We start from the raw sequence: 18,044 nt of genomic DNA on the forward strand, positions 1-18,044 counted from the left end.
ACACGTCCTGATCTTCAGCCACCACACCGGCAAGACCATGAACAACACCCGCCCCCCCCCCCCCCCCCCCCCCCCCCCCCCCCCCCCCCCGCCCGCGCCCCCCCCCCCCCCCCCCCGCCGTGTTTGCCGCGGGTTCGCTCTGAAGCGCCGCGGGGAGAGGCTGGGAGCCCGGTGGCGCAGCGGGACGGCTCAGAAGACCGACTCGGCCTCGTCCATGCGCGCCGCCGGCACCGTCTTGAGCTCGGTGACCGCCTCGGCCAGCGGCACCATCTCGATGTCGGTGCCGCGCAGGGCGGTCATCTTGCCGAAGTCGCCGCGGTGCGCGGCCTCGACGGCGTGCCAGCCGAAGCGGGTGGCGAGCACCCGGTCGTAGGCGGTCGGGGTGCCGCCGCGCTGGACGTGGCCGAGGATGACCGGGCGGGCCTCCTTGCCGAGGCGCTTTTCCAGTTCGACGGCCAGGTGGTTGCCGATGCCGGTGAAGCGCTCGTGACCGAACTGGTCGATCGCGCCCTTCGCGTATTCCATGGTCTCCGCGGCGGGGTGCGCGCCCTCGGCGACGCAGACGACCGCGAACTTCTTGCCCCGGGCGAACCGCTCCTCGACCATCGTCACCAGGTCGTTGACGTCGAAGGGGCGCTCGGGCAGGCAGATGCCGTGGGCGCCGCCGGCCATCCCGGACTCCAGCGCGATCCACCCCGCGTGCCGGCCCATCACCTCGACGACCATGACCCGCTGATGCGACTCCGCGGTGGTCTTGAGGCGGTCGATGGCCTCGGTGGCGACGCCGACGGCGGTGTCGAAGCCGAAGGTGCGGTCGGTGGAGGAGATGTCGTTGTCGATGGTCTTGGGGACGCCGACGACCGGCAGACCGGCGTCCGACAGCATCCGCGCCGCGGTGAGGGTGCCCTCGCCGCCGATCGGGATGAGGACGTCGATGCCGTAGTCCTTGGAGTGGTCCTTGGCGTCCTCACAGGCCTCGCGGAGCCGGGCGCGCTCCAGCCGGGACGAGCCGAGGATGGTGCCGCCGCGGGCGAGGATGCCGCTGACCGCTTCGAGGTCGAGCTTGCGGAAACGGCCGTCGAGCAGGCCGGCGAAGCCGTCCTCGAAACCTATGACCTCGTCGCCGTGGCCGGTGAGGGCGCGGTGGACGACAGACCGGATCACAGCGTTCAGGCCGGGGCAGTCGCCGCCTGCGGTGAGGACTCCGATACGCATCGTGCTGTGTCTCCTGTGCTCGCTGTCGGTTCGTGAGAGCCGGTCCGATTGTTTCACGAGCGGGCGGGCCCTGCCCTCACGCACCGGACCACCCGTACTGTCTCCTCACTGGTCTGCTCGGGGAAACCGGGAGAGCGACCTACCGACACACGCAGGTATTGTCAAGAGGGGCAAGCCCGCCATAACGGGTAATTTGATCTTGCCGGCGACGTAACCAGCGACAGAACAGGATCGGAGAGCACGCGTGACGCGCAGCGTGTACGTGACCGGGATCGACCGCGGCGACGGCCGTCAGGTCGTCGAGCTGGGAGTCATGGAGCTCCTGACCCGCCATGTCGACCGGGTGGGGGTCTTCAGGCCGCTGGTCCACGACGGGCCCGACCGGCTGTTCGACCTGCTGCGGGCCCGCTACCGTCTCGCCCAGACCCCCGACACCGTCTTCGGCCTGAGCTACGAAGAGGCCGGCACCCTCCAGGCCGAGCGCGGCACCGACGAGCTGGTCTCCCGGCTCGTCGAGCGCTTCCACCGCGTCGCCGACGAGTACGAGTACGTCCTCGTGCTGGGATCCGACTTCGCGGCGACGAACCTGCCCGCGGAACTCAACCTCAACGCCCGGCTCGCCAACGAGTTCGGCGCCTCCGTGATCGCCGTCGTCGGCGGCCAGGGCCAGGAGGCCGAGTCCGTACGCGACGAGGCCCGCAACGCCTACCGCGCCTACCACTCGCTGGGCTGCGACGTCGTCGCCCTCGTCGTCAACCGCGTCGACCCCGCACAGCGCGAGGCCATCGAGGAACGGCTCACCGCCCGCCTGCCGGTGCCCTGCTACGCACTCCCCGAGGACGGCTCGCTCTCCGCGCCGACCGTCGGCCAGATCGTCCACACCCTCGGCGCCGAGGTGCTGCTCGGCGACAACTCCGGCCTCGCCCGGGACGCGCGCGACTTCGTCTTCGGTGGCGCCATGCTGCCGACCTTCCTCAAGGCGCTGACCCCCGGCTGCCTCGTCGTCACCCCCGGGGACCGCGCCGACCTCGTCATCGGCTCGCTCGCCGCGCACAGCGCCGGCGCCCCGCCGATCGCCGGCGTGGTGCTGACCCTCGACGAGCAGCCCGGCCCCGACATCATGGCGCTGGCCGGCCGGCTCGCCCCCGGCACCCCGGTCGTCTCCGTGCCCGGCGGCTCCTTCCCCACCGCCGCCGAGCTGTTCGCCATCGAGGGCAAGCTCAACGCCGCCTCCCCGCGCAAGGCGGAGACCGCCCTCGGCCTGTTCGAGCGGCATGTGGACACCGTGGAGCTGACCAACCGCATCTCCGTGGCCCGCTCCGGCCGCGTCACCCCGATGATGTTCGAGCACGAGCTGATCGAACGCTCCCGCTCCGCCCGCCGCCGCGTCGTGCTGCCCGAAGGCACCGAGGAGCGGGTGCTGCGCGCCGCCGATGTGCTGCTGCGCCGCGACGTCTGCGCGCTGACGCTGCTCGGCGAGGAGGAGGCGATCCGCAAGCGCGCCGCCGACCTGGCCATCGACCTGGCGGACGCGCAGATCATCGACCCGCAGACCTCCGAGATGCGCGAACGGTTCGCGGAGCGGTACGCGCAGCTGCGCGCCCACCGGGGCGTCAGCCAGGAGCTGGCCTACGACATCGTCGCGGACGTCTCCTACTTCGGCACCCTGATGGTCCAGGAGGGCCTGGCCGACGGCATGGTCTCCGGCGCGGTGCACTCCACCGCGGCGACCATCCGCCCCGCCTTCGAGATCATCAAGACCCGGCCGGGCGCCCAGATCGTCTCCTCGGTCTTCTTCATGTGCCTGGCCGACCGCGTCCTGGTCTACGGCGACTGCGCCGTCAACCCCGACCCGAACGCCGAGCAGCTCGCCGACATCGCCATCCAGTCGGCGGCCACCGCCGCCCAGTTCGGTGTCGAGCCGCGGATCGCGATGCTGTCGTACTCCACCGGCACCTCAGGCTCCGGCGCGGACGTCGACAAGGTCCGCAAGGCCACCGCGCTGGTCCGCGAGCTGCGCCCTGACCTGCTGGTCGAGGGCCCGATCCAGTACGACGCGGCGGTGGACGCGGCGGTCGCGCAGACCAAGCTCCCGGAGTCGGACGTCGCGGGCAAGGCCACCGTGCTGATCTTCCCGGACCTCAACACCGGCAACAACACCTACAAGGCCGTGCAGCGCTCGGCCGGTGCGGTTGCCGTCGGGCCGGTTCTGCAGGGTCTGCGCAAGCCGGTCAACGACCTCTCGCGCGGCGCACTGGTCCAGGACATCGTCAACACCGTGGCCATCACGGCCATCCAGGCCCAGGGTGCCCAGCCCGGCGCCGGGCCCACCGGCTGACCGCGCCGGCCCCCACGCCCTCCCCCTACCCCACCGGAAAGCCCCTTCATGACTGCCAACGCCTCCCGCGTCCTCGTCCTCAACTCCGGCTCCTCGTCGGTGAAATACCAGCTGCTCGACATGGCAGACGGCAGCCGCCTGGCCGTCGGCCTGGTCGAGCGGATCGGTGAGGCGACCTCGCGCCTGGCCCACACCCCGCTGTCCGGCGACGGCGCCACGCGCGAGCAGAAGGGGCCGATAGCCGACCACGAGGCCGCCCTGAAGGCCGTCGCCGCCGAACTGGAGGCCGACGGCCTCGGACTGGACTCCCCGCAACTGGCCGCGATCGGCCACCGCGTGGTCCACGGCGGCCTGAAGTTCACCGCGCCGACGGTGATCGACGACGCGGTGCTGAAGGAGATCGAGCGGCTGGTGCCGGTCGCGCCCCTGCACAACCCGGCGAACATCACCGGCATCAGGACCGCTCGCGCACTGCGCCCCGACCTGCCGCAGGTCGCCGTCTTCGACACCGCGTTCCACACCACGATGCCCGAGCACGCGGCCCGCTACGCCATCGACGTGGCGACCGCCGACGCGCACCGCATCCGCCGCTACGGCTTCCACGGCACCTCGCACGCCTACGTCTCGCGCCGGACGGCCGCGCTGCTCGGCAAGGACCCCTCCGAGGTCAACGTCATCGTCCTGCACCTGGGCAACGGCGCGTCCGCCTCGGCGGTGGCCGGCGGCCGCTGCGTCGACACCTCGATGGGACTGACCCCCTTGGAAGGTCTCGTCATGGGTACCCGCTCCGGTGACATCGACCCCGCGGTGGTCTTCCACCTCAAGAGGGTGGCGGGCATGGACACCGACGCCATCGACGAGCTGCTCAACAAGAAGAGCGGTCTGGTGGGCCTCTGCGGCGACAACGACATGCGCGAGATCCGGCGCCGGATCGACGAGGGCGACGAGCGCGCCGCGCTCGCCTTCGACATCTACATCCACCGGCTGAAGAAGTACATCGGCGCCTACACGGCGGTGCTCGGCCGGGTCGACGCGGTGGCGTTCACCGCGGGCGTCGGCGAGAACGCCGCCCCGGTGCGGGCGGCCGCCATCGCCGGTCTGGAGGAGATGGGCATGGCCGTGGACGCCGACCTCAACGCCGTCCGGGGTGACGAACCGCGGCTGATCTCGCCCGAATACGCGCGGGTAGCGGTCGCCGTGGTCCCCACCGACGAAGAGCTGGAGATCGCTCAGCAGGCATATGCGCTGGTCAGCGCCTAGTGGTTGGTGTTTCCACCACGTGGAATATTCCGCTCCGAAACAAACCGATAGGATTCCGCCCATGCGCCGTTCCAAAATCGTTTGCACCCTGGGCCCCGCCGTCGACTCCTACGACCAGCTGAAGACGCTGATCGAGGCCGGTATGAACGTGGCCCGTTTCAACATGAGCCACGGGACCCACTCGGAGCACGAGGAGCGGTACCACCGCCTCCGCAAGGCCGCCGAGGAGACCGGCCGCGCCATCGGCGTGCTGGCCGACCTCCAGGGCCCCAAGATCCGCCTGGAAACCTTCGCCGACGGCCCCGTGGAGCTGGTGCGCGGCGACGAGTTCGTCATCACCACCGAGGACGTCCCCGGTGACAAGACCATCTGCGGCACGACCTACAAGGGCCTGCCCGGTGACGTCTCCAAGGGCGACCCGATCCTGATCAACGACGGCAACGTCGCGCTGCAGGTCATCGAGGTCGACGGCCCGCGGGTGCGCACCATCGTCATCGAGGGCGGGGTCATCTCCGACCACAAGGGCATCAACCTGCCCGGTGCCGCGGTGAACGTCCCCGCGCTGTCCGAGAAGGACATCGAGGACCTCAAGTTCGCCCTGGCCATGGGCTGCGACATGGTCGCGCTGTCCTTCGTCCGGGATGCCAAGGACGTCCAGGACGTGCACCGCGTCATGGACGAGGTGGGCCGCCGGGTCCCGGTCATCGCCAAGGTGGAGAAGCCGCAGGCGGTCAACAACATGGAAGAGGTCGTGATGGCGTTCGACGCCATCATGGTCGCCCGTGGTGACCTGGCGGTGGAGTACCCGCTGGAGAAGGTCCCGATGGTGCAGAAGCGCCTGGTGGAGATGTGCCGCAGGAACGCCAAGCCGGTGATCGTCGCGACCCAGATGATGGAGTCGATGATCACCAACTCGCGGCCGACCCGCGCCGAGGCGTCCGACGTCGCCAACGCCATCCTCGACGGTGCCGACGCGGTCATGCTCTCGGCGGAGTCCTCCGTCGGCCAGTATCCGATCGAGACCGTCAAGACGATGTCGAAGATCGTCGAGGCGGCCGAGGAGGAGCTGCTGTCCAAGGGCCTGCAGCCGCTGGTGCCCGGCAAGAAGCCGCGTACGCAGGGCGGCGCGGTGGCCCGCGCGGCCTGCGAGATGGCCGACTTCCTGGACGGCAAGGCCCTGATCGCCTTCACCAAGTCCGGTGACACCGCCCGCCGGCTGTCGCGCTACCGCGCCGCTCAGCCGATCCTGGCCTTCACCACCGAGGCCTCCACCCGCGCGCAGCTGGCCCTCAGCTGGGGCGTGGAGACCTACGTCGTGCCGCACGTCGACAACACCGACGCGATGGTCGACCTGGTGGACGCCGAGCTGCTCAAGCTCCAGCGGCACAGCAAGGGCGACACGATGATCATCACCGCGGGTTCGCCCCCCGGCGTCCCCGGCACCACCAACATGGTCCGGGTGCACCACCTCGGCGGCCAGAGCGCCTGACGCGCCCCGGCGCCCGTGAACGCGGCTGTGGGCCGCCCCCTTCTGAAGGGGGCGGCCCACAGCCGTTTCTGCGGCTCCCGGACGGGTCCGTGGATCCCGGGCGCTCAGTTCTCGATGCTCTGGTTCATGCCCGGAACGGTGAGGTTGCCGCCGAACTGACCCGCCTGCTTGATCTTCACCTTGGTGAAGTACGCGAAGGGGACGTTGATGGGCGGCGGGTGCTCGGGGTCGAAGACGATCGGGATCAGGCCGAACAGGTTGCCTTCGAGCCGCTCGGTGTACATCGTGACCGTGCCTCCGCGGATCGTGGAGGTGGAGCCCTTCGCGGCCTGTACGTGGTACTTCTCCCCGGACGGGCCCTGGACGATCTGGTGCAGATCGCCGATGTCGATGCTCTCCGAGGTGAACTTCAGGGCCTGCTTGGTCCTGCCGTCGGGCGTCTTGAGGTTCACGACGCCCTTGTAGTCCAGATCGCGCAGGGTGAGGGCGCTGGACTCCAGCTCCCACGGCTCGTTCGGGACGGTGGCCGGGGCTTCCTCGTCGGAGCCCTTGACCTTGTTCTCGACGACGCAGGGGTAGGACTTCTTGCCGCTGGCGTCCTTGCCGTCAAGACCGCCGCCGGGCAGGGCGTTGTCCACCGTGCCCACGGCGCCGTGAACGGTGTCGTCCACCGTGTCCTTCGCGTCCTTGGCGGGATCGCCGGCCTTGTCCGCGCCGCCCTTGACGGCGTCGACGGTGTCCTTGACCGGCTCGGTGGCCTTGTCGGTCGCGGACGCGGCGTCCTCGGTCGCCGACTTCGACGCGGAGGGGGTCGGACTCGGCGAGGTGGACGGCTCGGCGGACTCCTCGGAGTCCTTGCCGCCCAGCAGCCCGCCGAGCGCGTCACCGATGCCGCCCAGCAGACCTCCGCTGTCCTTCTCCTCCTCGGAGGCAGAAGGTGACGGAGTCGCGGAGCCCGACGGCTCGTCGGTCTTCTTGGAGTCGGACGGCTCGGGCGCGGGCGTCTCGCTGCCCGTGTCCTTGCTCTCCGAGGGCGACGGCTTCGGGGAGGGCGTGGCGGACGGCTTGGTGTCGTCCTTCTCGTCCTTCGCGCCGTCCTTGCTGTCCTGCTTCTCCACCTTGTCCGGCGCGGTCACACAGGGACCGTCCTTGAAGGGGCTCTTGGGCGCCGGCTTGGCGATCGCCATCTGGGGCGTCAGCCCCATGCCCATGAGCACGGCGGACGGCATCGCGGCGATGGCTATCGCCTTGCCCGCGGGCACGTGGAGCCGAGTCAGCAGCGGCTTCTTCGGCGCCGCGTGCCTCGGCCCGGATCTCGCCCCGGCAGCTGCGTTGTCGTGCAGCTCGTCACCCGGCACGGTGCCTCCCGTTCGTTCCGTAGGTCGGGCTCGTTCCTGACAGGTCGTCCAGTGCCCTGCCCGACCCGGCACCCGCTCCGGAAGCCGCGGGTTCCGCGTCACCGACCGGTCCGCCCTTCTCGGTACGGGCCGGATCACCGGCGTCGCCCGCCTTGGCAGGCGCCCACGAGACCCCCAGCGCCCCACCGATCAGCCCCAGAAGGAAGCCGATCAGGAAGGCCCCGAAGTTCGAGACGACCAGGGAGACCAGGGAGAGCAGAATCGCTGCGACACCCGCGAACACGCGGGAGGCGGGCTGGAACCACATGGTCAGACCGAGCACGACCAGCAGTACGCCAATGATCAGCGAGCCGGCGCCGGCGGTGGTCGCCATGCGGACGGTCAGGGAACCGATCGTGAGGTTCGCGTAAGGGATGTACATGATCGGGAAGCCGGCCAGCAGAGTCAGCAATCCGCCCCAGTACGGGCGGTGTCCGCGCCACTCCCGGAACGTAATCCGCTTCCGGCCGATGGTCTCGATCAGCCGTGGTCGCGTGTCGGCGCTCATGTCGTACAGCTCCTCGGGACTGGCAAATCGGTGGTTCTGAGCTGGGTGCGCTCCTGTGCGCCGGGCGTACGGGCACGGGGAACGGCATAACTCGCCGTACAGCTCTCGCCCGCGCCCGCACGCTCAGTGCGTCAGTAGCACTCGTTCTTGCCCTTGCTGACGCTCATCTTCAGGCCGCTGAGCTTGAACGTGCCGGCCGTCGTGGCCCAGGCACGCTGCTTGACGCCGGTCAGCACGGCGGAGTCGGCCTGCTGGGCGAACGAGCCCGGGTCGGCCTTGTCGCCCTTGTGCATGCCCGGACCCTTGGTCGTCGAGCCTGCAGCAACACCGATGTCGATGTTGTTGAAGGTCGCGTCCGCGTCCAGCTGGTCGAGGTCGATGTAGAGGTTCTTCGCCTCGACAGGCGTGTTCCCCCCACCGGCCGACAGCTTCATCGACACATCGCCGAAGACCGGGACCGGCACGACGACCGACTGGCACAGGTTCTTGATCTTGGCGTTCGAGAACCCCGAGACCGCCACCGGGACCTGCTTGCCGCCCTTCTGGGCGTCAATGGCTCCGTACTGAACGAATCCGGTGCCGTCCAGCCGGTCGGTAGTGACCTTGAACTGCTGGCCGGACACGCTGAACGATGCCGCGAGCGCACCCTGCGAGAGGGCCACGCCGATCGCGGCGGTCGCCGCGACGCTGGGCACCATGACGACGGCGAACCGCTTCCATCTGGTCCCGCCACGAGCCAGGGACTCCATGACTTTCCTCCTTCTCGGACGTACATCTCCGGCGTCAGCCGTCTCCGAACGGAGCGGCCGCACCTGGGATGGGAGAAGTGCTACGTCCTCGGGAAGGAGAGCGCCCGTCCTCGGAGGCGATGTGCGTTCCGATTACCGGCGATCACCCCCGAGCGACAACCACTGGCCACGCTCTCGCGCAACCTCTCAGGACAGGCTCCACCGGGTGTGGCGAAGACCCCCCTGCCCATGGCCGGCGCCACTGCCGCCGACCACTCGGTGGGGACCCAAGTGCCCCGCGACGCCGACCGGATGCCGGGCTGCGGGAATGGACCGAGCGTGGCCGATCGTGGTGCATTCACGGCCGCCGCACAAGGGGCTCGTTACTTGCGGGTAACGGGCCGATAACCGCGTCGCGACCGACTGATATCAAGCGGGTACACAGGGTCGTCGCTCACCGCGACCAGACATACGGCAATTGCGGACACACCACCGCAAGAGGGCAGCTTTGATTTACTCCAAGTAACAGCGGCCACGTTTACCAAGTTTTGGTAAAGCGTGGCCGCCGTTCCGTTTGCCGAAAAGACTCGCGGGAGGTGAAGAGGGTGTGAAACGGGGTGGATCAGAACAGCACGCGTGCAAGGGCGGTGCGCGCCACGGTGACCCGCGGGTCGTCGGCACCGATCACCTCGAACAGCTCCAGCAGACGCAGCCGCGCGGCCTCCCGGTCGTCACCGAACGTCCGCTTCACCGCGTCGACCAACCGGCCGAAGGCGTCCTCCACATGCCCGCCGACCAGCTCCAGGTCCGCGGCGCGGATCTGCGCCTGCACATCGGCCGGATTCTCCGCGGCCTCCTTGCGCACTGCCTGCGGATCGAGATCCCGCACCCGCTGGAGCAGCTCGGCCTGCGCGAGCCCGAGCTTCGCCTCCGGGTTCGCCGGGTCGTCGGAGAGGACGTTCTTGTACGCCTGGATGGCACCGCCCAGGTCACCGGCGTCCAGCGCCTGGTTCGCCGACTCCAGCAGTGCGTCGTACGGGCCGGCCGGCTCGGGCGCCGGCTCCTGCGCCTCGGCCGCGCCCGCCGCCTCGGCGTCGATCGGCGCGCCCACGATGCCGAACTGCTGCTCGGCGGCCTGCACCAGCTGGTCGAGTACCTGCCGGATCTGGGACTCGGGGGCCGCACCCTGGAACAGCGGGATCGGCTGACCGGCGACGACGGCGAAGACCGCCGGGATGCCCTGCACCCCGAACTGCTGGAAGAGCATCTGGTTGGCGTCGACGTCGATCTTGGCCAGCACGAATTTGCCGGCGTACTCGCCCGCGAGGCGCTCCAGCAGCGGACCGAGCTGCTTGCACGGCTCGCACCACTCGGCCCAGAAGTCGATGACGACCGGAACCTCGGTGGAGCGCTGCAGGACGCTCTGCTGGAACCCTGCCTCGTCGACGTCGAACACCAGGGGGCCGCTGCTCGCGGGCTCCCCGCCCGTGCGGGCGGCCTCTGTGCGGGCCTGCTCCGCCTTCTGCTTCGCTTCCCCGGCCGCCTTCACCGCTGCGAGGTCGACGACTCCACTCATGGACATGTTGCGTGGCTGCATGAACCCATCCTCCCCCCTGGGCGGTCCGTTCCGAAAAGCGATGCGGAAATTACCTTCCGGCGGCGCCGCCGAAGCTTCCGCGGGGCGCCGCTCCCGTCCGTACGCCCCGCCGGAATGCCGGCGTACGTCCGGGCCCGCGCCGCCCGCATGGTCCCGAGGAGGACCGGTCGTACAGGCCGTGGGTCCCCACCCAGGGCCAGTGGTTATCGCTCTTACGCTACGACCCGTAGCGTAACTGTTCAGGCCCCCCGCACCGCAACCACTTCCGCCACCCTGCTTCGTGATCTCCCTCACGAGCCGCACGACGCCAGCAACTACTGGCGGGTATGGTCGCCGGCATGCACTGCTCCGACAGGTCCCGGAAAGGGCGCACGGGCCGCCCGCGCAGCGTCGAGACCGACCGCGCGATCCTCGACGCGACCCGTGCCGCCCTCGTCGACCTGGGCTGGGGAAAGCTCACCATGGGCGAGGTCGCGGCCCGCGCGGGCGTCGCCAAGACGACGCTCTACCGCCGCTGGGCCAACAAGAACGAGCTCGTCGTGGACGCCGTGGCGGTCCTCTTCGACGAGCTCGAACTTCCCGACCGGGGCTGCCTGCAGGCGGACATAGAGGGCGTGGTGCTGCAGTTCGGTGCACTGCTCGCGCGGCCCGAGACCAAGACGGCCCTGATGGCCGTGGTCGCCGAGTCCACCACCGACGACGCACTGCGAGAACGGATCCGCTCGGCCATCGTCGACCGCCAGAAGCGACTTGTCGTCCTCGGCCGCGAACGCGCCCAGGTCCGCGGCGAACTCCCGCCGGACACGCCCGGCACGGACGGCGCACTCGCCGCGGCCCGGACCGTCGGCCTGATCTTCGACCTCATCGCCGGTGCGATCGTGCACCGCACCCTCGTCAGCGCCGAGCCGGTGGATGTCGCCTGGGCCCGCCAGCTGTCGACGGTCCTGCTCCAGGGACTGGGCGGCCTCGCCTGACGGGCAGGCGCCCGCAGCCGGTCCGCCGCCCCCGTCACCTCACACCTGGTAGCGCTCCGCGCGGAACAGCTCCGGATGCTCCGCCACCCATGCCGACGTCCGCTCCAGCCCCTCCCGCAGGGACACCCGCGGCTCCCACGAAGCCCACCGCAGCGCCCGCGAGTTGTCCGACACCAGGCGCTCGACCTCACTGCCCGAGGGCCGCAGCCGATCGGTGTCCACCACCACCTCGGCCGTCCGGCCCGAGGCCGCTATCAGGGCCTCGGCGAGCGCCCCGATCGAGATCTCCCGCCCGGTACCCAGGTTGACGACCTCACCCAGCGCCCGGTCGCAGTCGGCCATCGCCAGGAATCCGGCCGCCGTGTCGGTGACATAGGTGAAGTCACGGGTCGGCGTGAGCGAGCCCAGCTTGATCTGCCCTGCGCCGGAGTGGAGTTGCGCCAGGATGGTGGGGATCACGGCGCGCGCGGACTGCCGCGGGCCGTAGGTGTTGAAGGGCCGGACGACCGTCACCGGAAGCCCGAAGGCGTGCCGGTGCGACAGCGCCATCATGTCGGCGCCGATCTTCGACGCGGAGTAGGGCGACTGGGGCTGGAGCGGGTGGTCCTCGTCGATCGGCACGGTCAGCGCGGTCCCGTAGACCTCGCTCGTGGAGGTGTGCACCAGGCGTCGCACCTCGTGCCTGCGGCAGGCTTCGGCGACGTTCTCGGTGCCGACGACGTTCGTCTGCACGTAACTGCCCGGCGAGTCATAGCTGTACGGAATGCCGATCAGCGCGGCGAGATGGAAGACGGTGTCGCAGCCGGCGACGGCATCCATCACCCGGCCGGCGTCCCGCACATCGCCCGCGATCATCTCCACGGGGCCGCCGGGCACCAGATAGCGGGCCAGATTGCCCTTCTCCGCATACGGCTTGTAGTGCACGAAGGCGCGCACCTCCGCGCCGCCCTCGACCAGCAGATCGACCAGGGTCGAGCCGATGAATCCCTCGGCGCCGGTCACCAGAACCTTGCGGCCCTCCCAGGCCCGTGTGCTGTCGCTGCTCATGCTGACTCCTTCGTGGTGGGGTTGGTGTGGGGACGGTGAGAGACGTGGTGGGGTCGGTGGGCAAGGGGCGGGTGGGGGCGGCCCGCGAGGGCGAGGGCCTCGGCGGCCAGCAGATCGGCGGCCCGAGCGTGGGTGCCCGGGTCGGCGGCAGCGCCCATCGCCGCCAGCCGCGCCGGGTCGTCCAGCAGCGGCGTGACCACGGCGTCCAGCCGCTGCGCCGAGGTCTCCGCGTCGGTCAGCAGCAGTGCGGCGCCGGCGTCGCCGAGCACCCGCGCGTTGTGCGTCTGGTGATCGCCCGGCGCATGCGGATACGGCACGAGGACGGCGGGCATGCCGATGGTGGCCAGCTCCGCGACGGTGGCCGACCCCGCCCGGCACACCACGAGGTCGGCGGCGGCGTAGGCCAGGTCCATCCGGTCCAGGTAGGGCACCGCCTCGGCGACCGCGGCCCCGCCGTTGGCCGCCAGCAGCGCCCGGGTCTCCTCCAGGGCCGCCGGGCCGGTCTTGATCAGCAGCCTCAGGTCAGGACGGGAGCGGTACCGGGCCGCGAGCCCCACCGCGGCCTCGGTGAGCCGGGCCGCGCCCAGGCTCCCGCCGTTGACGAGCAGCAGCCGCGCCCCGTCCGGCACCCCCAGCTCCCGCCGCGCGCCCGCCCGCAGCGCCGCGCGATCCAGCCCGGCCAGCGGCCCGACCAGCGGCATGCCCACGGTCACCGCCCGCTCGCCGCCCGCCAGATGGGGGCGGCTGCGGTCGAAGGCGAGCGCCAGGTGCGGGGTGAGCCGGGCGGCGAACTTGTTGGCCCGGCCGGGCACCGCGTTGGACTCGTGCACCAGGCTCGGCACTCCCGCCATCCGCGCCCCCACGATGACCGGCGCGCTCGGGTAGCCGCCCATCCCGACCGCGACATGGGCCCCCTGCTCCTTGAGCAGGGCACGGCACTGGGCACCGGATCTGAGCAGCGCGGCCGGCAGCAGATAGCGTCTGGCGCCGAGCGAGGGGTCGAACGGGATCATGTCGACGGTGTGCAGCCGGTAGCCGGCCTCGGGAATCAGCCAGGTCTCCAGCCCCCGCTCGGTGCCGACGAAGGAGATCACCGCATCGGGCTCGGCCCGGCGGAGCGCGTCGGCGAGCGCGAGCCCGGGATAGATGTGGCCGCCGGTGCCGCCTGCACCGATCACGACGGATAGTGGTGTGCGCATGGCCGCCACGCTCGCCAGGCGCCCTAAGAAGCTTCTAAGAGAGGTGTTTGGCAGCCTGTGTCCATGCCGTCCACGCCCCGGGGCCCCGCCCACCCGCCATCGTCCTCGCCCGCGCCCGCATCGTCGTCCGCTGCCGGGGGCACCTCCGCCCCCAAACTCCTCGTCGTCGACGACGAGCCGGAGGTACGGGCCGCCGTCTCGGACGGCCTGGCCGTGGAGGGCTACGAGGTACGCGGCGCCGCCGACGGCCTCGCCGCCCTCACCGAGGTCGCCACCTGGCAGCCGGACGCCATCGTGCTGGACGTGATGATGCCCGTCCTGGACGGGCTGGCCGTGTGCCGGCGTCTGCGCGCGCTGGACGACCGCACCCCGATCCTCGTCCTCACCGCGCTGGACTCGGTCAGCGAACGCGTGGACGGCCTCGACGCCGGCGCGGACGACTACCTCGTCAAGCCGTTCGCGCTGGACGAGCTGGTCGCACGGGTGCGGGCGCTGCTGCGCCGGGCCTCGGCCGCCGCGGCGGACGACACCCGGCTCACCTTCGACGATCTGGTCGTCGACCCGCTGACCCGCACCGGCCACCGGGCGGGCCGGCCCCTGGAGTTCAGCCGCACCGAATGGGCGCTTTTGGAGCTGCTGCTGTTGCACCCGGGGCAGGTGATGCCCCGCGAGGTGATCCTGGAGCGCGTATGGGGCCGCGACTTCGGCCCGGACTCCAACTCCCTCGCCGTCTACATCGGTTATCTGCGCCGCAAGCTGGAAGCAGGCGGAGAGTCCCGCCTCGTCCACACCGTGCACGGCGTCGGCTACCGCCTCGACCGGGCGGACCGGTCATGAGCAGCCGTCGTTCCCTGGGCGCCCGCTGGCGTCGCCGCAGGCCGCTGCGCACCCGCCTGGCGCTGGCCGCCTCCGCGGCGGTGGCCCTTGTCGCCGTCGGCGTCTGCGCCGCGGCCTTCGTCATCATCCGCTACCAGATGACCCGCCAACTCGAACTGCATCTCACCCAGACCGCCACCCAGCTCACCCAACGGGCCCGCAACTGGGGCCCGACCGCAGGTGACACCTCCTGCCGGTACCAGGCGGTGCCCTGCATGCAGATCGTCCCGTCCGACCCGGCGCGCGACCCGAGCCGGCCGTACGCCCTGCCGGCCGGCGACGCCACCCGCCAGGTCGCCGGCGGACGGCACACGGCGTACTACAGCGAACTGACGGTCGCCGGAGAGCCCGTCCGGATGTTCACCACCAAACTCCCCGGCAGGCCCGAGGCCCTCCAGGTCGCGCTGCGCTCGGACACCGTCGACCGGGGTGTCCGGCAGGCCGCCTGGGCACTGTCCGCGGTCGGCGGCGCGGGCGTGCTGCTGGCCGCCGCACTCGGCTACTGGGTCTCCCGCACCGGCCTGGCACCCGTCGCCCGGCTCACCGCCACCGCCGAACGGATCTCCGCCACCCGCGACGCCCGGCACCGCATCGAGCTGCCCACCGGCCCGCAGGCCCGTGAGGACGAGATCACCCGGCTCGCCACCAGCTTCAACATCATGCTCGGCGAACTGGAGCAGTCCGTCACCGCGCAGCGCCGGCTGGTCGCGGACGCCTCGCACGAACTGCGCACCCCGCTGACCGCGCTCCGCACCAACGCCGAACTCCTCGCCCGCGCCGACCGGTTGACCGATGCACAGCGCGACCGGGCGGCAGCGGCCCTGGGCCGCCAGCTGCGCGAGGTCACCACCCTCGTCAACGACCTGATCGAACTGGCCCGGGACGAGGAGCCGCATCCCCTGGTGGAACAGGTACGGCCCGCCGCCCTCCTGGAGCACGCGGTCACCGCGGCCCGCGAGCACTGGCCGCAGATCACCTTCACCCTGAGCACCGACACGGCGGCGGCCGACATCACGGTCCCCGGGGTCCCGCCCCGCCTCGCCCGGCTGCTGTCCAACCTGCTCGACAACGCCGCGAAGTTCTCACCCCCGGAGGGTCCCGTCGAAGCGGAACTCTCCCGTGTCCCGGGTGCGGTGGAGCTGACCATCCGCGACCACGGCCCCGGCATCGCGCCCGCCGACCTGCCCCACGTCTTCGACCGCTTCTACCGCGCCCAGGCCGCGCGCGCCCTCCCCGGCTCGGGCCTCGGCCTCGCCATGGCCCGCCAGATCGCCCGGGCCCACAACGCCGATCTCACCGCGGAAGCCGCCCTGGGCGGCGGCGCACTCTTCCGCCTGCGGGTGCCGGCTGCGTAGCGGTTATCGAGGCCCTGCGCTCCCGGGACCGCCGCCCGCCTCCACCTCGTCCGCCTTCTCCTCCACCGTCGCCCGCACCGCCTGCCGGTCCTGCGGCGACATCGACCGCCAGCTCTCCCGCATCCCGGAGAGGCCGTCGGTGAGCGCGCGGTACCCGGCCGGGTCGTCCAGCACGTCCTTGAGCTCCAGCCGGCCGCCGAGCATCTTGCGCGCGATGTCCTGGAGTTCAGAAGGGGCGTTGGGGTTACTGCGCACGGCACGCAGGGCGGAGGTGAGGTGCTCGTTCTGCTCCTCGGAGAGGTCCTTGTCCTCGACGGGGTATTCGCGGTCGCCAGGGCTGGTGAAGGCGTTGTTGCTGTCGGCCATGGTGGTGGGCTCCTGTCGGGTGGTGCGGGGCTGCGTCAGCCGAAGGCGTTGCGGACGCGTTCGGCCTCGTCCTGGCCACTGTTGTCGGTGTTGGCGTTGGCGTTGGCATCTGTGGGGCGCTGCCTCGCTCCGCTCGCGGAGGAGGACGAGGACGAGGACGAGTCGCCGGATCCCCCCTCGGAGGAACTGCTGGAGCCCCCCTCGGAGGAGGACGAGGAGCTGGACCCGCCCTCGGAGGAGCCGCCGTCGGAGGAGCCGCCGTCGCCGCCTTCCGACGACGTGCCGTCACCGGCGGCGGCCGGCTCAGGATCCTTATAGGCGGCGCCGTAGACGCCCTTGGCGGTCTTGGCGACCTTCTGCTCGCCCTCGTAGGCCTGCTTGGCGCCCTCGGCGAAATCGCCCGTCGCCATCTTTCCCAGGCCCTCGCCCACCTCCAGCGCACCCTTGCCGCCGTCGACGACCTCTTTCCCCTTGTCGACGAAGGGCTTGGCCGCGGCCTCGCCCGCAGCCGCGAAGTCGAACCCTTGCTGCGCCCCGAAGTGGCTCTTGATCCCCTGCGTGGCCAGGTTCCCGGCGACCTTCTTACCGGAGTCCATGGCGAGTTCCTTGATCAGGTCCACCGCCATCTCCCTGGCCGACCGCTTCACCTTCTGCGCGAGAGCGTCCTTGATGGCCTGGATGATCTCTGTCTTCGCCTTGCTGATGATCTCGCGAACCATCACCCGGGTGGTCGCCGTGGCGGCGGCGGCCCCGGCCTCGGAGGCACCCAGGGTGATGGGTGCGGCGGCCTGGGCGGCGGCGAACTCGAATGCGAGCGCGATGAGTTGGGCGATCACCGCCATCTTCATCACCATGATGATCGTGGCCACCACCTGGAGCACGATGCTGAGCGCCTCCGCGGCGTCGGCGGCCTCGGCGAGAAAGCCGTCGCCTGAGAACTTCTTCCACTTGTTGTCGAAGGACTCGATCGCCTCGCCGGAGTTGGCGCCGCGCACCGCTTGGGTGGCGCTGTCACCGTGCTGCTGGGCCGCACGAGCGGAGACGGCGAAGCTGCTCCAGGCTTCGGCGGCCTCGCGCATCTTGTCCTCGTCGATATTGGGCCATTGGAAGCCCAGCAGATCGAGGACCCAGTCGACCTCGACAGGAAGCATGATGGTGGCCACGGTGAGTTACTCCCCCGGGAAGCGCGTGTTCGGTGATGTATGGGGCGTATGTAGGGGCGGTATCGCGGAGTTGAATTAACGTCAGTTCGCGAATTTGGGGCGGCTCGCCGCGTACTTGGTGATGCCGTCGCGCTGATCCTGCTCGGTGGTGTCGTAATGCGCGCCCATCGTCTCGAGGTTCTCGCCGATCTTGGAAAGACCTTCACCGAGGGTGGGCATGGACTCGACGATGCCGTCGCTCACCGGCGTATAGATGTCCATAAAAATCTTGAGGAGATCGTCGTCGCCCCACTCTTGAGCGTCTTTGAGCGTGTCCTTCAACTTCTTGGCGGCATCGCTGAAATCGGAGCCGATATCCTTGAAGGCACCGCCCTGCGACTTGAGGACGGCCGGATCCACGTCGTACCCGGAGCCTGCCATGGGTCTCCCTCGTTCTCGGCTGCATAAGAGTCCGCTAAAGCTTATGCCGTACGGTAGCCGACGTCGCGCCTGCCGGATTCCCGGCCAACGACCACGAAAGGGAAAGCCCGCC

At 70.5% G+C, this 18,044-nt stretch carries 16 protein-coding genes; 6 read left to right on the forward strand and 10 right to left on the reverse strand.

Annotated features, from left to right (window positions below):
* Nucleotides 1-189 precede the first annotated feature (189 nt).
* Nucleotides 190-1,215 carry an ATP-dependent 6-phosphofructokinase gene (locus ACGFZW_RS32645; RefSeq protein ID WP_393896909.1) on the reverse strand — a complete coding sequence of 342 codons (1,026 nt, stop codon included), beginning with the start codon at nucleotides 1,213-1,215 and terminating at the stop codon, nucleotides 190-192.
* Nucleotides 1,216-1,459: 244 nt separating this feature from the next.
* On the opposite strand from ACGFZW_RS32645, the gene pta reads away from it, so the two are divergent.
* From pta to pyk, 3 genes are all read left to right on the forward strand, one after another.
* Nucleotides 1,460-3,553: a phosphate acetyltransferase gene (gene pta, locus ACGFZW_RS32650; RefSeq protein ID WP_393896910.1), complete on the forward strand. Its 2,094-nt coding sequence runs from the start codon at nucleotides 1,460-1,462 to the stop codon at nucleotides 3,551-3,553.
* Between the two features lie 48 nt (nucleotides 3,554-3,601).
* Complete coding sequence (locus ACGFZW_RS32655) at nucleotides 3,602-4,813, forward strand: acetate kinase (RefSeq protein ID WP_393896911.1); 1,212 nt, start codon at nucleotides 3,602-3,604, stop codon at nucleotides 4,811-4,813.
* Between the two features lie 61 nt (nucleotides 4,814-4,874).
* On the forward strand, nucleotides 4,875-6,302 hold the full coding sequence (pyk, locus tag ACGFZW_RS32660) for a pyruvate kinase (RefSeq protein ID WP_393896912.1): 1,428 nt from the start codon (nucleotides 4,875-4,877) through the stop codon (nucleotides 6,300-6,302).
* Nucleotides 6,303-6,406: 104 nt separating this feature from the next.
* Here pyk and ACGFZW_RS32665 read toward each other — a convergent pair whose 3' ends face one another.
* From ACGFZW_RS32665 to ACGFZW_RS32680, 4 genes are all read right to left on the reverse strand, one after another.
* Nucleotides 6,407-7,660 carry a hypothetical protein gene (locus tag ACGFZW_RS32665; protein WP_393896913.1) on the reverse strand — a complete coding sequence of 418 codons (1,254 nt, stop codon included), beginning with the start codon at nucleotides 7,658-7,660 and terminating at the stop codon, nucleotides 6,407-6,409.
* Nucleotides 7,650-8,207 (reverse strand): DUF6114 domain-containing protein, encoded by a 558-nt coding sequence (locus ACGFZW_RS32670; RefSeq protein ID WP_393896914.1) that lies wholly within the window; start codon nucleotides 8,205-8,207, stop codon nucleotides 7,650-7,652. Before ACGFZW_RS32670 ends, ACGFZW_RS32665 begins: the two co-directional genes overlap by 11 nt.
* Nucleotides 8,208-8,338: 131 nt before the next feature.
* A complete protein-coding gene (locus tag ACGFZW_RS32675) occupies nucleotides 8,339-8,956 on the reverse strand; it encodes a DUF6230 family protein (RefSeq protein ID WP_393896915.1) in 618 nt (205 codons plus the stop codon).
* A gap of 601 nt (nucleotides 8,957-9,557) precedes the next feature.
* Nucleotides 9,558-10,532 (reverse strand): tetratricopeptide repeat protein, encoded by a 975-nt coding sequence (locus tag ACGFZW_RS32680; RefSeq protein ID WP_393896916.1) that lies wholly within the window; start codon nucleotides 10,530-10,532, stop codon nucleotides 9,558-9,560.
* A gap of 338 nt (nucleotides 10,533-10,870) precedes the next feature.
* On the opposite strand from ACGFZW_RS32680, the gene ACGFZW_RS32685 reads away from it, so the two are divergent.
* A complete protein-coding gene (locus ACGFZW_RS32685) occupies nucleotides 10,871-11,506 on the forward strand; it encodes a TetR/AcrR family transcriptional regulator (RefSeq protein WP_393896917.1) in 636 nt (211 codons plus the stop codon).
* Between the two features lie 39 nt (nucleotides 11,507-11,545).
* Here the strand turns inward: ACGFZW_RS32685 and ACGFZW_RS32690 are convergent, their stop codons facing one another.
* Both ACGFZW_RS32690 and ACGFZW_RS32695 read right to left on the reverse strand, forming a co-directional pair.
* Nucleotides 11,546-12,553, reverse strand: a complete 1,008-nt coding sequence (locus tag ACGFZW_RS32690) for a GDP-mannose 4,6-dehydratase (protein ID WP_393896918.1) — start codon at nucleotides 12,551-12,553, stop codon at nucleotides 11,546-11,548.
* Nucleotides 12,550-13,752 carry a glycosyltransferase gene (locus ACGFZW_RS32695; RefSeq protein ID WP_393896919.1) on the reverse strand — a complete coding sequence of 401 codons (1,203 nt, stop codon included), beginning with the start codon at nucleotides 13,750-13,752 and terminating at the stop codon, nucleotides 12,550-12,552. Before ACGFZW_RS32695 ends, ACGFZW_RS32690 begins: the two co-directional genes overlap by 4 nt.
* Nucleotides 13,753-13,815: 63 nt before the next feature.
* On the opposite strand from ACGFZW_RS32695, the gene ACGFZW_RS32700 reads away from it, so the two are divergent.
* Nucleotides 13,816-14,589 carry a response regulator transcription factor gene (locus tag ACGFZW_RS32700; protein WP_393896920.1) on the forward strand — a complete coding sequence of 258 codons (774 nt, stop codon included), beginning with the start codon at nucleotides 13,816-13,818 and terminating at the stop codon, nucleotides 14,587-14,589.
* Complete coding sequence (locus ACGFZW_RS32705; RefSeq protein ID WP_393896921.1) at nucleotides 14,586-15,983, forward strand: ATP-binding protein; 1,398 nt, start codon at nucleotides 14,586-14,588, stop codon at nucleotides 15,981-15,983. Before ACGFZW_RS32700 ends, ACGFZW_RS32705 begins: the two co-directional genes overlap by 4 nt.
* 3 nt (nucleotides 15,984-15,986) lie before the next feature.
* On the opposite strand, the gene ACGFZW_RS32710 is transcribed toward ACGFZW_RS32705, so the two are convergent.
* From ACGFZW_RS32710 to ACGFZW_RS32720, 3 genes are all read right to left on the reverse strand, one after another.
* Nucleotides 15,987-16,349 carry a hypothetical protein gene (locus ACGFZW_RS32710; protein ID WP_393896922.1) on the reverse strand — a complete coding sequence of 121 codons (363 nt, stop codon included), beginning with the start codon at nucleotides 16,347-16,349 and terminating at the stop codon, nucleotides 15,987-15,989.
* Nucleotides 16,350-16,384: 35 nt separating this feature from the next.
* A complete protein-coding gene (locus tag ACGFZW_RS32715) occupies nucleotides 16,385-17,512 on the reverse strand; it encodes a hypothetical protein (RefSeq protein ID WP_393896923.1) in 1,128 nt (375 codons plus the stop codon).
* Between the two features lie 81 nt (nucleotides 17,513-17,593).
* Nucleotides 17,594-17,932: a hypothetical protein gene (locus ACGFZW_RS32720; RefSeq protein ID WP_393896924.1), complete on the reverse strand. Its 339-nt coding sequence runs from the start codon at nucleotides 17,930-17,932 to the stop codon at nucleotides 17,594-17,596.
* Nucleotides 17,933-18,044 lie beyond the last annotated feature (112 nt).

This window comes from Streptomyces sp. NPDC048248 (assembly GCF_043201875.1).
In the GTDB taxonomy this organism is placed as follows: domain Bacteria; phylum Actinomycetota; class Actinomycetes; order Streptomycetales; family Streptomycetaceae; genus Streptomyces.

Bases quoted from the DNA above. Each gene is read 5' to 3' on its own strand.
- ACGFZW_RS32645 (WP_393896909.1), bottom strand. From the start codon at position 1,215: ATGCGTATCGGAGTCCTCACCGCAGGCGGCGACTGCCCCGGCCTGAAC.
- ACGFZW_RS32655 (WP_393896911.1), top strand. From the start codon at position 3,602: ATGACTGCCAACGCCTCCCGCGTCCTCGTCCTCAACTCCGGCTCCTCG.
- pyk (WP_393896912.1), top strand. From the start codon at position 4,875: ATGCGCCGTTCCAAAATCGTTTGCACCCTGGGCCCCGCCGTCGACTCC.
- ACGFZW_RS32670 (WP_393896914.1), bottom strand. From the start codon at position 8,207: ATGAGCGCCGACACGCGACCACGGCTGATCGAGACCATCGGCCGGAAG.
- ACGFZW_RS32675 (WP_393896915.1), bottom strand. From the start codon at position 8,956: ATGGAGTCCCTGGCTCGTGGCGGGACCAGATGGAAGCGGTTCGCCGTC.
- ACGFZW_RS32680 (WP_393896916.1), bottom strand. From the start codon at position 10,532: ATGCAGCCACGCAACATGTCCATGAGTGGAGTCGTCGACCTCGCAGCG.
- ACGFZW_RS32685 (WP_393896917.1), top strand. From the start codon at position 10,871: ATGCACTGCTCCGACAGGTCCCGGAAAGGGCGCACGGGCCGCCCGCGC.
- ACGFZW_RS32690 (WP_393896918.1), bottom strand. From the start codon at position 12,553: ATGAGCAGCGACAGCACACGGGCCTGGGAGGGCCGCAAGGTTCTGGTG.
- ACGFZW_RS32695 (WP_393896919.1), bottom strand. From the start codon at position 13,752: ATGCGCACACCACTATCCGTCGTGATCGGTGCAGGCGGCACCGGCGGC.
- ACGFZW_RS32700 (WP_393896920.1), top strand. From the start codon at position 13,816: ATGCCGTCCACGCCCCGGGGCCCCGCCCACCCGCCATCGTCCTCGCCC.
- ACGFZW_RS32705 (WP_393896921.1), top strand. From the start codon at position 14,586: ATGAGCAGCCGTCGTTCCCTGGGCGCCCGCTGGCGTCGCCGCAGGCCG.
- ACGFZW_RS32710 (WP_393896922.1), bottom strand. From the start codon at position 16,349: ATGGCCGACAGCAACAACGCCTTCACCAGCCCTGGCGACCGCGAATAC.
- ACGFZW_RS32720 (WP_393896924.1), bottom strand. From the start codon at position 17,932: ATGGCAGGCTCCGGGTACGACGTGGATCCGGCCGTCCTCAAGTCGCAG.